11 protein-coding genes are annotated in these 16,826 nt (G+C 37.0%); 6 read left to right on the top strand and 5 right to left on the bottom strand.

Annotated elements, in window-relative coordinates; genetic code table 11:
- Positions 1–203: 203 nt before the first annotated feature.
- Both FHY45_RS11110 and FHY45_RS11105 read right to left on the bottom strand, forming a co-directional pair.
- The gene (locus FHY45_RS11110) at positions 204–875 is read right to left on the bottom strand and encodes a DUF3885 domain-containing protein (RefSeq protein WP_139891885.1); all 672 of its coding nucleotides are present in this window, start codon (positions 873–875) and stop codon (positions 204–206) included.
- 94 nt (positions 876–969) lie between these two features.
- Positions 970–2,205 carry a helix-turn-helix domain-containing protein gene (locus FHY45_RS11105; RefSeq protein WP_066103598.1) on the bottom strand — a complete coding sequence of 412 codons (1,236 nt, stop codon included), beginning with the start codon at positions 2,203–2,205 and terminating at the stop codon, positions 970–972.
- A 217-nt stretch (positions 2,206–2,422) separates the two neighbouring features.
- Between FHY45_RS11105 and FHY45_RS11100 the strand changes: the two genes are divergently transcribed.
- The 3 genes from FHY45_RS11100 to FHY45_RS11090 all read left to right on the top strand — a co-directional run bounded on the left by FHY45_RS11100 (position 2,423) and on the right by FHY45_RS11090 (position 7,474).
- Positions 2,423–4,729 (top strand): glycoside hydrolase family 2 protein, encoded by a 2,307-nt coding sequence (locus FHY45_RS11100; protein WP_139891884.1) that lies wholly within the window; start codon positions 2,423–2,425, stop codon positions 4,727–4,729.
- Between the two features lie 84 nt (positions 4,730–4,813).
- Positions 4,814–5,815 (top strand): sugar kinase, encoded by a 1,002-nt coding sequence (locus FHY45_RS11095; RefSeq protein WP_066103594.1) that lies wholly within the window; start codon positions 4,814–4,816, stop codon positions 5,813–5,815.
- Positions 5,816–5,986: 171 nt separating this feature from the next.
- The gene (locus FHY45_RS11090) at positions 5,987–7,474 is read left to right on the top strand and encodes a potassium/proton antiporter (RefSeq protein ID WP_139892017.1); all 1,488 of its coding nucleotides are present in this window, start codon (positions 5,987–5,989) and stop codon (positions 7,472–7,474) included.
- Positions 7,475–7,577: 103 nt separating this feature from the next.
- Here the strand turns inward: FHY45_RS11090 and FHY45_RS11085 are convergent, their stop codons facing one another.
- From FHY45_RS11085 to FHY45_RS11075, 3 genes are all read right to left on the bottom strand, one after another.
- Positions 7,578–9,752 (bottom strand): ATP-dependent Clp protease ATP-binding subunit, encoded by a 2,175-nt coding sequence (locus tag FHY45_RS11085; protein ID WP_066103592.1) that lies wholly within the window; start codon positions 9,750–9,752, stop codon positions 7,578–7,580.
- Positions 9,753–9,966: 214 nt separating this feature from the next.
- Entirely contained in the window at positions 9,967–12,630 is a 2,664-nt protein-coding gene (gene ppdK / locus FHY45_RS11080) for a pyruvate, phosphate dikinase (RefSeq protein WP_066103591.1), read from the bottom strand.
- Positions 12,630–13,448 carry a pyruvate, water dikinase regulatory protein gene (locus FHY45_RS11075; protein WP_066103589.1) on the bottom strand — a complete coding sequence of 273 codons (819 nt, stop codon included), beginning with the start codon at positions 13,446–13,448 and terminating at the stop codon, positions 12,630–12,632. Before FHY45_RS11075 ends, ppdK begins: the two co-directional genes overlap by 1 nt.
- A 312-nt stretch (positions 13,449–13,760) precedes the next feature.
- Here FHY45_RS11075 and FHY45_RS11070 point away from each other — a divergent pair, with 312 nt between their 5' ends.
- Genes FHY45_RS11070 through FHY45_RS11060 form a run of 3 tightly spaced genes read left to right on the top strand, consistent with a single transcriptional unit; the run spans position 13,761 to position 16,811 of the window.
- Entirely contained in the window at positions 13,761–15,077 is a 1,317-nt protein-coding gene (locus FHY45_RS11070) for an alkaline phosphatase family protein (protein ID WP_066103587.1), read from the top strand.
- 12 nt (positions 15,078–15,089) lie between these two features.
- Positions 15,090–16,364 carry an MFS transporter gene (locus FHY45_RS11065; RefSeq protein ID WP_066103586.1) on the top strand — a complete coding sequence of 425 codons (1,275 nt, stop codon included), beginning with the start codon at positions 15,090–15,092 and terminating at the stop codon, positions 16,362–16,364.
- A 57-nt stretch (positions 16,365–16,421) separates the two neighbouring features.
- Positions 16,422–16,811 carry a DUF3021 family protein gene (locus FHY45_RS11060; protein WP_218975784.1) on the top strand — a complete coding sequence of 130 codons (390 nt, stop codon included), beginning with the start codon at positions 16,422–16,424 and terminating at the stop codon, positions 16,809–16,811.
- Positions 16,812–16,826 lie beyond the last annotated feature (15 nt).

Here is a 16,826-nt window from a genome sequence, read left to right as displayed (position 1 = left end):
AAGATTCGACAAAATTCTTTCTCTGCTATTTTGAAATCGGCAAAAAAACTGTTCAGCATTTATGCCAAACAGCCAGTTATAATTTAAGGTGATTTTATTAATTAAACTGGGACCAAGGTAATATGTATATATTGCATCAGAAAAAATAAGCAATACAGCAGAAGTGCAGCATCATAGACGATGACTGCACTTCTTTTAATTTATCAATTGCTTCTCCGGTTCAACGCTCGTTCAATCTTCTGCCGATCCACATCTTCCACCCAATCCTTATGTTGTTCATATAGCGGGCGCAGTCGTTCAGCGTCTATAGCAACAACCTCACACCCACGGTCATCATAGACAAATAAAATAAGGTCTTTAGTGATGTTCACTAAGAAGACATCCGGATAATGAATGGCGTCCCCTCCGAATCTTGGCTTTAGAGGAAAATCTTCGTGAGTTGCTGCTTTTAATAATTCAGTTATGCGTATGTCCTTTGTTTTACACAATAAGGAAAATTGCTGCGTTTCATATTCTTCTTCATCTAACTCAAAAGGATATGGACATGTTCTCACCTGAATATGATTTAAAGAATTTCTATACTTTAGAAAAGGTTCATATACCTTCAACTTTCTCGTATGCTTTACATTAGTTTTATACGTGTACATATTCGTTACAAGGAATACGTCATCATATTGCTCAAATAATTGATTAAAGATCGTATCAAGTTGCTTGTACACTAGCCTAAATCTTTCACAATTTAGTTCACCATTTTTTTTGAACTGATAATTAGTGCCACCGAGCGTAAAGTGGATTCCTATGTCCCATTGATTATATATACTTGGCATTAATTCGATAGATGGAAATTTCTCCTTCAGATAGTCTATTACTTTCAAAGATTGATTCTCTCTTTCTATTATTAAGTGTATGGCCAATCTTACTAATTAAATAGAATTATTAATTCGGGTCTATTATGCCGTAGAAAAAAATTTACTCACCTGTTAATCCGGTTCCTTTTACATATTGAGAAGGTGTCATAGATGTAATCCGTTTAAAAATCCTACTAAAGTAATTTACATCATTAAATCCAACTAGGTAAGCAACATCTGTGATTGACATATTTCCATTTAATAAATATAACTTGGCCGCCTCTATTCTTTTTAAATTGATGAAATCGGTGATACTTTTGCCTGTCTCCATTTTAAATTTTTTTGATAAATGTGATGGGTTCACATGAATAGACTCTGCTATTTCATTAAGCATCAAGGGGCTTTCCAAATTGAAATTAATATATTGCACAGCATTTTTGACAATTGGACTAAACTTTCGTGTTGAGAACTCATTGACGAGTTCACAATATGCATCAAGCATACTCCTCATAAGCTTGTGTAAATATGGAAGATTATCTGCTCTTTCAATCAGAATAGCATATTTTTCTGAAATATCATGTAGATAAACCGGATGAACTCCGCCTTTTTCAGCAGCAATTCTAAATAATGTATTCTGAACAAACGTTAAATTTTTAGTCGATCGAATTGGATTTTCCGGCACCCTATTTTTTAGATGTACATCAGTTAAACCCGTTAATTGGTTTAATGCCCCTTCCTTATCCCCTCTTGCAATGGCATCTATAATTCTTTTTTCTATTTTATAACGGTGTTCAATGATCTTTTCACGATCCTCTTCTTCATGCTGAATAGGTTTTACTGGATTACTTTGTTTATTAATAGTCGGTGTAACCAGCTGTGATGACGAAATATAGTCGTGAGGACACAAATTTACTAATAACTCTCCAATACTTCTTATTTCTTCATCACTTAGGATTGATAAAGTCTCGTAGAAATCTTGATATTGCTTTCTGTCACTAATGGGTAAACTTTGAGAGGAGATAATTTGGCTGATAAATAAATCTGAAGGTAAATCAGACAAAAAAGGGCCAACCATCACTGTGCCTGCATATTGATCATCTTTCCAGATTCCAGCAAAAATACATTCCAATTTAGCCGAATTAATATAATGTAAATATTCATTTTTATTACTTGCCTTTAAAAATTCCGTGATTGATTTATTTTCCTCTTCGTTATTTGCCAATCCACTTGGTATCTGGTGTTTAGCCATTAGGATAATTTTATTTCCATCCAGGTCAAGCAGTTTTACATCCAATTTAACAATTGAACTGACCAGATTACATAGCTGAGCGTATACTTTTATCTGTTCCTGATTCAATCTAAATCATCCTTTAAAATTCACTTTTTTATTTTCATTATACAATGAAAACGCCATCACGAACTAAAAATAATACTAAAAAAACAAAAATTGTACGATATTTTTCTAAAATTAATACCTATAATGAAATTAATTCAGTAAACACTATATATGAAGACAATCTGTTCTTATATCCTGATTGTTTACTGAATTAATTTATAAACAGGGAGTTCAATACATGAGAAAAGTAATTAATCTGAATGACGCATGGAAATTCATTAAAGAAAACGTACAAGATGCAATGAACCAAGTTTATGATGATGCTAATTGGGAGTCCGTAAACGTCCCTCATACGTGGAATGCGATTGATGGCGCAAATGGATTTGATTTTTATAAAGGAGCATGCTGGTACAGAAAAGAATTTACTGTAGATACTATAAATGCCGGCAATAAAGTATATATCGAATTTAATGGAAGCAATAGTGTCACAGACGTTTATGTTAATGGACAACACCTTGGCCAACATCGTGGCGGTTACTCTATTTTCAGATTCGATATTACAGATGTTGTTACTTTCGGAGGTAAAAATACGATTGCCGTAAAAGTCGACAATACAGTTGTTGAAGATGTATATCCTCAAATGGCTGACTTCACTTTCTTTGGCGGAATTTACCGTGATGTTAATTTAGTTATTGCTAGCCATGTTCACTTTGATTTAATGGATCATGGTTCCCAAGGTGTTTATATCGTTCAAGATGAAGTGACGAAGGAACAAGCATCCATTACCCTAAAAACTAGACTTACAAATGATCATGAAGAAGAGAAAAAAGTTCGTTTATGGGCTGATATGCTTGATGCAGAAGGTAAGACAGCTGCTTATGGAGCAAAAGAGATTGTTCTTCCAGCAGGACAAACTACTGTTGTTGAATTGCCAATCAAAATCGAAAACCCAATCCTTTGGAATGGCCGTAAAAATGCCTATATGTATGAAGCTAACCTATCTTTAACAAGCTATAACGATGTAATTGATGAACTTTCCATTCCATTTGGTGTCCGTTACTTTAAAGTGGACCCTGAAAAAGGCTTCTTCTTAAATGGAGAACACCTTCGTCTGAATGGGGTTTCCCGTCACCAGGATCGTAAAGATATGGGCTGGGCAATCACTAAAAAAGAGCACAAAGAAGATATGGAATTTATCAAAGAAGTGGGCGCTACTTCCATTCGTTTGGCTCACTACCAACACGATCAATATTTCTATGATTTATGTGACCGTGAAGGTATGGTTGTTTGGGCCGAGATTCCGTTTATCTCTATCATGTCCAAGACTGAGCTTGAGGGTATAAACGCTAAACAACAAATGGTTGAGTTAATCAGACAAAATTACAACCACCCTTCCATTATGTTCTGGGGTGTTCAAAATGAGATTCAAATTGGCGGTAACAGACCAGAAGTAAGAAAACTTGTTAAAGAACTTAATGAGTTAACGAAAAAAGAAGATCCAACACGTTTAACTACACAGGCCAACGTTATGTTTGTTCCTGATACAGATGAATACAACTATATCACCGACACGATTGGTTACAATAAATATTACGGATGGTATCAAGGTAAGGCAGAAGATTTTGCTGAGTGGATTGATGCTTATCATGCAACGAACCCACAAGTTAGCCTTGGTATCTCTGAGTACGGTGCAGAAGGTATTATCCAGTACCATACAAACGATCCAAAAGTAAAAGATTACACAGAAGAATACCATACTCTATATCATGAAACTGTATGGAATATATTCGCTGACCGCCCATTCCTTTGGTCAACATATGTATGGAATATGTTTGATTTCGGAGCCAACATTCGTGATGAAGGCGGTGTAAAAGGCAGAAATAATAAAGGTTTAATGACTTACGACCGTAAAATTAAAAAAGATGCATTCTATATGTACAAAGCAAATTGGTCTGATGAAAAATTCGTGCATATTACAAGCAAACGATTTGTAGACCGTGCAGACGAAAAAATTACAGTTAAAGTGTATTCTAACTGCGAGGATGTAACGTTAGTAGTAAACGGGACTACCTATACAGCAGAACGTAACCGCGCTGCCTTTACCTTTAATGATGTGGCACTGGAAGACGGCATGAATACTGTAAAGGCAATCGGTACATCCGAAGGAAATACATTCGAAGATACTGCTCACTTCAATAAAGTGGATGAGCCAAATCCAAGCTACCTAGTTCCAGAAAGTGATGCTGGCGGAGTGGTTGCTAACTGGTTTGACATGCCTGATTTAGATGAAGACATGGAAATTGAAGAACTTGTTATCACTGATGATGTATATTCTACTCGCAATACACTCGGTGAGTTATATAAAAATGAAGAAACTAAGAAAGTATTAGAGAAGTATTTAAAAGGATTCAATGAGGATAATCCAATGTTCGGTATGGCAGAAGGTATGTCAATTGATATGCTGGCATCCATGGCGGATGATATATTTACTGAAAAAATGATGTATGCCATTAACAAAGAGTTAATTAAAATTAAAAAAGCTTAATTTAAAAAATGGAAATAGCGATCTGGGTTTATACCCGGTCGCTATCTTTCCTATATTCTTAGTCAAATAAAGAAGGTGCACGTATTGAAATCAATCATGTTATTTGGTGAAATGCTGTTGCGTTTAACACCAACCAATCATCAAATGTTAATTCAGGCAAGCCAGCTGGATATGATGTATGGTGGTTCTGAAGCAAATATTGCTGTCGCTCTCAGTCATTGGGGTGAAAAAACCTCCTATGCTACTTGCTTACCAGATAATAACCTTGGACTTGCCGCTGTCACACAGTTAAGAAAATATGGTGTAAACACTAATCATATCGTCTATAAAGGCAAGAAAATGGGCTTATATTTTGTTGAACAAGGTCATTCCATCAGACCTACAGAAGTCACTTATGATCGCCAAAACTCCGCTTTTGTTGAAGCTTTGCCAAATGATTATGATTTTGAAGCGATGCTTTCCGAAGTTAAATGGCTCCATGTCAGCGGAATTAGTTTAGGTGCAAGTAAAAATGCACGTGAAACGACTATGGAATTGGTCAAGGCGGCAAAACAAAAAGGCATTAAAATCAGCTTTGACTTTAACTATCGTGCAAAATTATGGACATTAGATGAAGCAAGAAAAGCTTACATCGAAATCCTGCCATATATTGATGTTATTATCGGAAGTTACCTGGACGTTCTAACAATCAGACAGGAAAAAAGAGAAGTTAACACATTCGAAGAAAAAATCGCTTTATTAAAAGAGTTTCAAAAAGAGTATCAGTTTGACCAAATTTACACAACTGAAAGAAATATTCTTGGTAACAATGTACAAGAATTACGATGTGCCATTATAACTGAAACAGAGCACTTCACAGCAGGTCCGGTTAAAGTAAATGTTCTTGATCGAATCGGTACGGGCGATTCATTTGTAGCTGGCGTATTATATGGAATCAACAATCAATACAGTCCTCAAGAAATCATTAATTTTGCCCTATCATCATTCGCCTTAAAACATACCATTATCGGCGATTTTCAAATTGCCAGCAAGGCGGATGTTCAACAATTTGATGTTGAAAATGAAAAAGTAGTTATCAAACGCTAATGAAAGCAGGTGCTAAAAAAGCACCTGTTTTTCATTTTCTCCCCTCTTCTGCTCCCTTTCAATAAAAAGCAATTCTCAAAAAACAAGTTTGAAGATTATGCAATTATGGAGATAGGTATATATATTCTATTAACAGCTTATATAGATTTACAGAAAGTGAGTCGATTGTTCATGCCATCTGAAGTACTAACAACTGATTTTTATATTTTAATAGCAGCGATCCTATTAATCCTCGGAATTCTGTCTACCAAATTCTCAGCAAAATTAGGAGTCCCTTCACTCGTCTTTTTTATACTGGTCGGAATGGCCATGGGAAATGATACCTTCGGCGTAATTAATTTTTCGAATGCAGGATTAGCACAAACGATTGGTGTTCTGGCCTTGATTATTATTTTGTTTGAAGGTGGAATACAAACTAAATGGAAATCATTGCGGCCAATTATTCTCCCTTCCCTTTCACTGGCAACCATTGGTGTTTTGATAACCTCTGCAATAGTTACGATAGCAGCTCATTATATTCTTAATGTTGATTGGCTGATAGCTATGTTATTCGGTTCAATTGTTGGATCAACGGATGCAGCAGCAGTATTTGCTGTATTAAAAGGACAAAACATACAAGACCATTCAGGTAAAACATTAGAGGCTGAATCTGGTTCCAATGACCCGATGGCAATCTTTTTAACCGTGTCCTGTATTGAAATGATTACCTCTTCTGAAGTAAATGTAGTTAATCTAATTGGATCTTTTATTGTCCAGATGGGACTTGGTTTACTGCTTGGATGGATATTCGGGAAAATAGCCGTTGCTGTGCTTAATCGGATCAATTTGGAATCAACTGGCCTTTACCCTGTTTTCGCTGTTACATTCGCTTTATTAACATACGGTATTACTGCGAATCTAAACGGAAGTGGATTACTGGCCGTCTATGTAATGGCTATTATCATTGGAAACTCTGAGGTCGCCTATGAAAAAGCTACACAATTCTTTGCCGAAGGATTTGCCTGGATGATGCAAATTTTAATGTTCATTATATTAGGCTTACTTGTTAATCCCGACGATTTATTTTCACTTGAAATTATCTTAAAAGGCTTATTGCTTTCTGTTATTTTAATCCTGATTGCAAGGCCGGCAGCTGTATTCATTTCTACTATTAAAATGAATTTCAATTTTAAAGAGAAAGTATTTTTATCCTGGGCTGGCTTAAAAGGCTCCGTACCAATTGTCCTGGCGACATTTCCCTTACTTGCAAACATTGGAGACAGCCACCTGATTTTTAATGTTGTCTTCTTTGTTGTATTAACAAGTTGTTTAATACAAGGATCCACCATATCCTTCGTGGCTGGCAAACTTGGATTAGCCGAGCCTGCCAGTGAAACCCCTAAGCATTCACTTGAAATTGTCTCACTGGGTAAGGCCAATGCTGAAATGGTGAAATATCAAATGGAACCGGACTCTTTCTTGATTGGGAAAACACTAATTGAAATACCATTCCCTGACCATACATTGGTCAATGCAATCATAAGAGATGACAAATTGGTTACCCCTACCGGTGACACAGTGATCAAAGAAGGCGATTTTCTCTATGTATTGACACCTAAGTTAAAAAAACGCAGCGTAAAACAGTTACTGCGAAAGAAAAATACTGATAATGAAGAATAATAGTAAGATTAGAAGTTAGTATCCTATTTCAAAACTATGATAGCTTAAAGAACAAAATCTCATCAAAAAATGCCTCCTATCTCAAGGATAGGAGGCATTTTTATTAGACAGTCACTACTTTTATTTCGTTTTTGATCACTTCTGCTTTAAATGTTCTCTTGTCTGGGTGATTGAAGACACAATCCGCAATTCCATCCTCAAGTTGTTCCTGAATAACTCGACGTAATGGACGTGCTCCAAAAGCAGGATTATATCCAAGCTCAGCCAGTTTTTCTTTTACTTCATCTGTTATGGTCAGTTTAAATCCTTCATGATCAAGCATTTCATATAGTTCAGCAAGCATAATATCTACAATTTCAAGTAAGTTTTCTTTTGTTAATGATTTAAACTCAATGATGCTATCAAAACGGTTTAAAAATTCAGGCTTGAAGTAGCTGCCAAGAGATTGAAGAATAGATACTTCTTCCTCTACTCCTCCTGCTCCAAAACCAACTTTCTTAACTTTCTCACCGACTCCTGCATTACTTGTCATGATAATCACTGTGTCTTTAAAGTTTACTGTGCGTCCCTGACTGTCTGTTAAACGTCCATCTTCAAGGATTTGCAAGAACATGTGCATCACATCTGGATGAGCTTTTTCAATTTCATCCAAAAGAATGATGCTATATGGTTTACGGCGAACCTTTTCGGTTAATTGTCCGGCTTCTTCATGTCCGACATATCCCGGAGGAGAACCGATTAATTTAGACACACTGTGTTTCTCCATATATTCACTCATATCTAAACGAATCATAGAGTCTTTTGTGCCAAACAATTCTTCTGCCAATGCTTTTGATAGCTCAGTCTTCCCAACTCCAGTCGGACCTACAAATAAGAATGATCCAATTGGGCGATTTTTGGCTTTTAAGCCGGCACGGCTCCGACGAACAGCTTTCGCCACTTTTTGAACGGCCTCATCCTGACCGATTACTTTATTTTTAAGTTCCTCTTGAAGCTTATTCATTCGAACAGCTTCATCCTCTTGTAGCTTACCTACTGGTATACCTGTTTTCTGTTCGATGATTTTCTGGATATCTTCTACAGTTACCTTCGGCTTTTCACCAGTTCCTGTTTTAAGCATATTTTCAAGTTTTTCTTCTTCGTCTCGAAGTTTGGCAGCCTGTTCATAGGCTTCTGTTTTTAATGCCTGTTCTTTTTCTTTGTGAATTTGCGCCAATCTTTCTTTTACTGATTCTTCACCTTGATTTTCAATTGTCAAATTCAATTTAGAACCAGCTTCATCCATTAAGTCAATGGCTTTATCCGGCAAGAAACGATCTTGAATATAGCGGTGTGACAGTTCTACCGCTGCTTCTAATACTTCATCACTAAATTCAACGGAATGGTAGGATTCATATCTTTCTCTTAATCCTTTTAGAATATCTAACGCTTCTGCAGTTGTAGGCTCATTAACCATTACTGGTTGGAAACGTCTTTCAAGTGCCCCATCTTTTTCAATTTGACGATACTCATTTAATGTTGTTGCACCTACTAATTGTAACTCTCCACGCGCAAGCGCTGGTTTCAGAATATTCCCTGCATCCATGGAGCCTTCTGCAGATCCGGCACCTACAAGCTGATGAATTTCGTCAATAAACAGAATCACATTTTTTCTTGTTTGCAATTCTTGAATAAGCTGCTTCATCCGTTCCTCAAATTGCCCACGAATACCAGTATTGGATACTAAGGAAGCAACATCAAGCAGATATACTTCTTTATCCTTTAGTTTTAAGGGAACATTCCCTTCCGCAATTTTAAGCGCAAGTCCTTCAGCAATCGCTGTTTTACCAACCCCTGGTTCACCGATCAGGACTGGATTATTTTTCGTACGTCTGTTCAATATCTCAATTACACGTTTAACCTCTTCTTCACGTCCAATCACTGGATCAATGAGTCCTGCTTTTGCATTATAAGTTAAGTTACGACCGTATTGATCAAGTAATCCTCCACCATTAGGCGGCTGTGTTTGTGTTCTGACCTGTTTATGCTGGTTGTGATTTGTCTGGTCCATTGAGCCAGACATATCTGACATAAATGAATCTCCGTTACCCTGGTTGAAAAATGATTCTAATGTAAATGGCTTAAATGGATGTAAATTCATTCCTCCCATTTGAGCTCCTAATTTATTGCGTTCCTCTTTATAGCATGAAGAACACAAATGATGATTTTCCTGATGTCCATTCACCCTTAATTGCATCTGTACAGTTGCTTGGTTTTGTTGGCATTTTTCGCAAACCATAGATGTATCCTCCTTATAATTCTAAATTTATTTTATCGTTTTACAGTTACTAAACTCATTTGAAAATTGGTCAATTTGACTTTGACTATCTTTGACCTTAATTACATTATACTCTGACCTTTTTTGACTTTCAACTATTTTATACCCCTTTGTTTATTTTTTAATCATAAAAAAAGGAAGCGCCTGATACAGCGCTTCTTAGATAAACAAATAATTAATTAGTCACGGCTTCCTTTATATCATCATATCGCAAAGTTGCCTGTGCAGCTGCCAGCCTTGCCAATGGAACACGATAAGGCGAACAGCTTACATAGTCTAAACCGGCTTTATAACAGAAGTCGATTGATATTTTTTCTCCGCCATGCTCCCCGCATATGCCAGTTTTTAATTCAGGTTTTGTTTGTCTGCCCAATTTCACTCCCATTTCGACCAGCTTACCTACACCATCTTGGTCTAACACTGCAAAAGGGTTTTCAGGCAGGACTTTTTCTTCTATATATGTTTGTAAAAACTTCCCTTCCGCATCATCACGGCTGTATCCAAAAGTTGTTTGGGTTAAATCGTTAGTACCGAATGAGAAGAAGTCTGCCTCTTTGGCAATTTGATCAGCAGTAAGTGCTGCCCTTGGGATTTCAATCATAGTACCAATCGTGTACTGGAACTTTTTGTCCGTTTCTGCCTCTACCTGAATCGCTGTATCCATCACCAATTGTCGCATTTGTTTCAATTCATTCACATGTCCAACAAGCGGAATCATGATCTCAGGCTGAACCGGAATACCGCGCTCCATTAAGTTAGCAATCGCATAGAAAATAGCTTTTGCCTGCATGCCGTATATTTCTGGATGAATCATGCCTAATCGGCAACCGCGATGTCCAAGCATAGGATTAAATTCATCCAATTGACGAACCTTTTTTAACAGTTGCTCTTTTTTCATTAATTCCTTTGAATCAGGATCAGTAATTTGAAGCTTCGTCACTTCGATGATTAATTCTTCTTTATCAGGTAAGAATTCATGTAATGGTGGATCTAATAAGCGAATAGTAACCGGATTTCCCTGCATGGCTTCAAAAATGCCTTCAAAATCCTCTTGCTGCATTGGCAATAAATATTCTAATGCTTTATTTCTTTCCGCAATGGTCTCAGAAAGAATCATTTGTTGGACAAACGGTACACGTTTTGCATCCATGAACATATGCTCTGTTCGACATAGTCCGATTCCGCCAGCCCCAAATTCGAGAGCCTTTCTTGCATCCTCTGGATTGTCGGCATTTGCACGTACCCCTAGTTTTCTAGTTTCATCCGCCCATGATAATAAAGTTAAAAATTCATCCGATAATTCTGGATCAATCATTGGAATCTCTCCAAGCATGATTTCACCTGTAGATCCATCTATCGTAATGGTATCATGATGGTTCACTACTGTATCGCCAACTCTGAATTGCTTTTCTTTTAAATCAATCTTTAATGGCTCACAGCCGCAGATACATGGCTTTCCCATACCTCTCGCTACCACGGCAGCATGGCTTGTCATTCCCCCACGGGTTGTAACAATTGCCTGGGCAGCAACTATTCCATGAATATCATCAGGTGTCGTCTCAGGACGGACAAGAATGACCTTTTGGCCGTCATTGCCCAATCTTTCTGCTTCATTCGCATCAAATACTACTTGGCCTGTAGCAGATCCTGGTGATGCTGGAAGGCCTTTAGCCAGTTGTTTTCGTTCATAAGTGTCATCAATTCGGGAGTGGAGTAGCTGATCCAATTGCTCCGGATCTACTCTTAACAGCGCTGTTTTTTTATCGATGATCCCTTCCTGCACCATTTCTACAGCAATTCTAATGGCTGCCTGTGCAGTACGTTTACCGGATCTCGTTTGAAGAATGTATAATTGTCCACGCTCAACCGTAAATTCTATATCCTGCAAATCCAAATAGTGTTTTTCAAGCTGCTTGCATGTATTTACGAATTGTTCAAAAACATCTGGCATATCATTTTCCAAGGTATGTATAGGCTGTGGTGTCCTGATTCCCGCAACTACATCTTCTCCCTGAGCATTAATTAAATATTCCCCATATAAAACATGCTCTCCGGTGGATGGGTTTCGGGTAAATGCCACTCCTGTTCCGGAATCTTCACCCATATTCCCAAAAACCATGCTTTGAATATTAACTGCTGTTCCTAAATGTCCAGGAATTTTATTTAAACGTCTGTACACTTTTGCACGCTGATTATTCCAAGAATCAAATACCGCTTTAACAGCTAAAAACATTTGCTCACGAGGGTCTTCGGGGAAACTTTGTTTCGTGTGCTTTCTAACAATATTTTTATAACCTTCTATAACTGTTTTCCAATCTTCGGCGGTTAATTCAGGATCATTTTGATACCCTTTTTGTTCACGTATATCTTCCAGCAATTGCTCAAAATAAAATCCATCAACTCCCAAAACCACATCGCTGAACATTTGAATGAAACGACGATAAGAGTCATAAGCAAACCTTGGATTTCCTGTTAACTCTGCCATGCCAACAACCGTTTTATCATTCATACCGAGATTTAAGACAGTATCCATCATACCCGGCATTGAAAAGACGGATCCTGATCTAACAGAAACTAAGAGGGGATCAGTTGGGTCGCCAAGCTTTTTACCAGTGCTCTGTTCAAGATTTTGGAGTGCCTCGAGAATTTGCTCTTCCATCTCTTCAGTAATTTGTTTTTCATTTTCATAATAAGAGTTACAGGCTTCTGTACTGATGGTGAATCCAAATGGTACAGGTAAACCGATATTCGTCATTTCAGCTAAATTAGCTCCTTTACCACCCAATAAATCTTTCATATTACTATTTCCTTCGTTAAAAAGATAAACATATTTAGTCATCATACATAGCTCCTCTCACCTTTTAAAATATCCAAAATAATACTCGCTGTTTCTTCAATAGCTTTATTGGAAACATTAATGATCGGACAGCCGACTCTTTTCATAATTTTCTCGGCATAATCCAATTCCTCTAATATTCGCTCATAACTGGCATAGTTAGACTGAGAGGTTAAACCTAATGATTTTAATCTTTCTTTACGGATTGCATTTAACTGGTCTGGAGTTATAATCAGACCAACACATTTACTCTTTTTAATTTTGAATAACTCATCAGGCGGTGAAACTTCTGGAACTAAAGGCACATTGGCTACCTTGTACCCTTTGTGTGCTAAATACATCGATAATGGAGTTTTTGAAGTCCTTGAGACTCCTATTATCACAATATCTGCATTTAAAAGACCCCTTGCATCTTTACCATCATCGTACTTGACGGCAAATTCAACTGCTTCAACCTTACGAAAATAGTCTTCATCCAATTGTCTGGTTAATCCTGAAAGATGATTGGCTGGCTTATGGAATTTTTCCTCAAATGCATTTAATAATGGAGATAACAGATCAACTGCTACTACATTCGCTTCTTTAGCCCGCAAATCCACATGCTCTTTTAAGGAAGGAATAACAAGGGTGTACGCAATAATGGAGGAGTCCTGTTTTGCTAAATTGATAATTTCATCAATATCTTCTTCACTTTTTACATATGAATTTCTTCTAATATCTACTTGTCCGCCATTAAACTGTGTGGCAACCGCCTTTACGACAAATTCTGCTGTTTCTCCTACCGAATCAGATATAACGTATACAATTTCCCTCTTGTTCATCAGCCAATTCCCTTCTATCCATAAATTAGTTATGTATTCGTAATATATAAGCAATGACTGTTATTTTTCTGTTCATCTCCCTCTCTAAATCAACCTCAATTAATTTTTTCGTTAACTTAATAGTATCACCACTTTTTTAAAATTCAAACTAATATGTTATACTTTTTACCAATTAGTATAACACAATTTACTTCTTGAAAATCATCTATTATATATAAATATATCTCAATTTTATGTATTTTCAAAAAAAAATAAACTATACAATTCATTACACAATAGTAAAATAAAAGATAAAGCGGAAAGGAGGTATCTATGAACGGCCTAACAAAGCGAATAATTGTAATATCTTTTGATTGCTTATCTGCATTGGATTTTCCTAAATTAACTAATTTAACGCACTTCAGGGATATAATTGAGAGAGGATCTTATGCAAACCATGTTCAAACCATCTACCCCTCTTTAACCTATCCTTGTCATACATCCATCATCACAGGTAATTATCCGAAAAGACATGGGATTATCAACAATACGCTTATTCAGCCCGGCCGGAAATCTCCTGATTGGCAATGGTACAGATCTTCTATTAAAGGCACTACTTTATATGATCAGGCAAAAAAGGCCAACCTAACAACCGCTTCCCTTTTATGGCCTGTCACTGGCCGTGCGAACATCGATTACAATTTGCCGGAAATTTTTCCAAACAGACCCTGGCAAACTCAACTGCTTGTCTCACTCTTCAGCGGCAGTCCTCTCTACCAATGGCAGCTGAATAAAAAATTCGGCCATCTGAGGCAGGGACTGAGTCAACCACATTTAGATGACTTTGTGCTGGCCTCTTGCCTTGAAACAATCAAAACGAAGCAGCCACATTTACTTCTTGTTCATTTCACAGATTTGGATTCAAAGCGACATGACCATGGATTTGATTCCAGCGAAGCTAATGAAGCACTGACAAGGCATAATGAACGTCTTGGCCAAATTATTACCACATTGAAAGAAATACAATTATATGAAGAAACAACAGTGATTGTCCTTGGGGATCACAGTGCATTAGATGAAAATAAAGCGATACAAGTAAACACCCTATTTAAACGGGAAAATTTTATACATATTAACAAACAAGGAAAATTGATCAATTGGAAGGCTTATTGTAAATCCTGTGATGGATCAGCATATATTTACGTAAAAGATAAAGAAGATATCGGTACCTACAAGCGAGTTCAGTCATTATTGACTAAATTAATGGAGAACAAAGACAACGGGATTGAACAAATCCTGACTGGTACTGAAGCAGAAAATTTAGGGGCAGACCCAGCTTGTGCCTTCATGCTTGAAGCAAGAAAAGGGTTCTATTTCACGGAATCTTATGAAGGCGATTTCATTAAGCATATAAGCGCAGAAGATGTGAAGCGTGAACCCAAATATACATTGGCCACACATGGATATTCTCCTCAAAAACCAGATTACAGCACCGTATTTATAGCAGCAGGCAAAGGAGTCACAAGCGGACAAATCATTCCAAACATGCACCTTGTCGATATAGGTCCTACATTAGCTGCTATGCTGGGTCTCTCCCTGGGAGAAACAGATGGAAAGGTGATAGAAGCGTTTATCCAGCCAAAAGAATAAAGGAGGTAAGGTATGAGTTCACTAACAAAGCAGGAGAAAAGCTGGGCTTTTTATGACTGGGCAAATTCAGCCTATTCAATTGTAATCGTGACAGCCATCTTTCCTATTTATTTCAAAGCAGCCGCAGATGCAGCGAATATATCGAATGCTACGTCAACTGCTTATTGGGGTTATGCCAATTCTATTGGTACATTATTAATCTCTATTTTGGCACCGCTCTTGGGTACAATTGCAGATTTTAAAGGATTTAAGAAACGTTTCTTTATTTTCTTTTTTTCACTGGGGATACTCTTCACTTTCATGCTAGCAATCGTACCTTTTGATCAATGGATCATTTTATTGATTTGCTACATCATCACTTCCATTGGTTTTGCAGGCGCAAATATTTTTTATGATGCCTTTTTAGTAGATGTGACCGATGATAATAAAATGAGTAAACTCTCTGCTCACGGATATGCATTGGGGTATATAGGAAGTACCATTCCATTTATCATTGGGATTGCCCTCACCCTGCTCGCTCAACAAAAAATCATTCCACTCTCCATTACAGCAGCAATGCAAGCAGCCTTTATAATCACAGCACTATGGTGGGGATTATTTACGATTCCGCTGTTAAGAAATGTACAACAAACATATTATATTGAACGGGTTAGAAACCCAATCAGGATGAGTTTTAAACGCCTGTTTGCTACGTTCCAAAATATCAGAGCCTATCGTCATTTATTTATTTTCCTGATTGCTTATTTTTTTTATATTGATGGTGTGCATACGATTATTACGATGTCGACTGCCTATGGAACTGATTTAGGCTTTAGCTCGACTACCTTGTTAATTGTTTTATTTGTCACGCAAGTCATAGCCGCTCCATTCTCTTTGCTATATGCCAGACTGGCAGCTAAATACAATGAAAAAATCATGATTTTAGTAGGTATAGCAATCTACACATTTATTTGTATCTACGCTTATTTTATTACGTCAGCGCTTGATTTTTGGATATTGGCTATCCTGGTAGGTACGTCACAGGGTGGGATTCAAGCTTTAAGCCGCTCCTATTACGCTAAACTTGTGCCAAAAGAGTCTTCAAATGAATTTTTTGGCTTTTATAATATCTTTGGAAAATTTGCTGCTATTACCGGTCCATTTTTAATGGGAATCACAACGCAAATTACCGGCAATACAAATATTGGTGTGCTTAGTTTAGTGGTCCTATTTATCATTGGCGGGCTCTTCATGCTCCGTGTGCCAAATACTGCCCAGCATGCCCCTACTGTTACGGCAAAATTATAAATATGTTAACAAATATAATCTGTTTATTGGTAAGGTCTACTCTTGTGAATATGATATATGAACGAGGTGAAGACAATAGCTTATGTAACGGCAGGAATGATAAGAGCGTTTATACCTTTTTTAATTTTGACTAGTATATCAATTGTTCTTTATTACGGCTCTGGACCGGTTCATGAGGTAAGAAGTACGTTTATTGTGGGTATATTCAGTGCTCTAGTTGCAGGTTTTTCAGTTATATACAGTATTGATGGCTGGTCGTTGAAGAAGCAGAGTATAATTCACTTTGGTTTTATGCTTTTGACCATTTTTCCATGTCTTATTTTCAGTGGATGGTTTGAAATAAAATCTTTAATGGATATTGCAGCCTTATTGGGTATCTTTTTGATATGGGGAATTACTTTATGGAGTATCTTCTACCTCATTTTTGGTATTCTAATCAAACGGTAAACCATAAAGAGATTT

It is taken from the genome of Bacillus sp. D386 (genome assembly GCF_006346415.1).
This window is presented reverse-complemented; position numbering and strand designations above follow the sequence as displayed.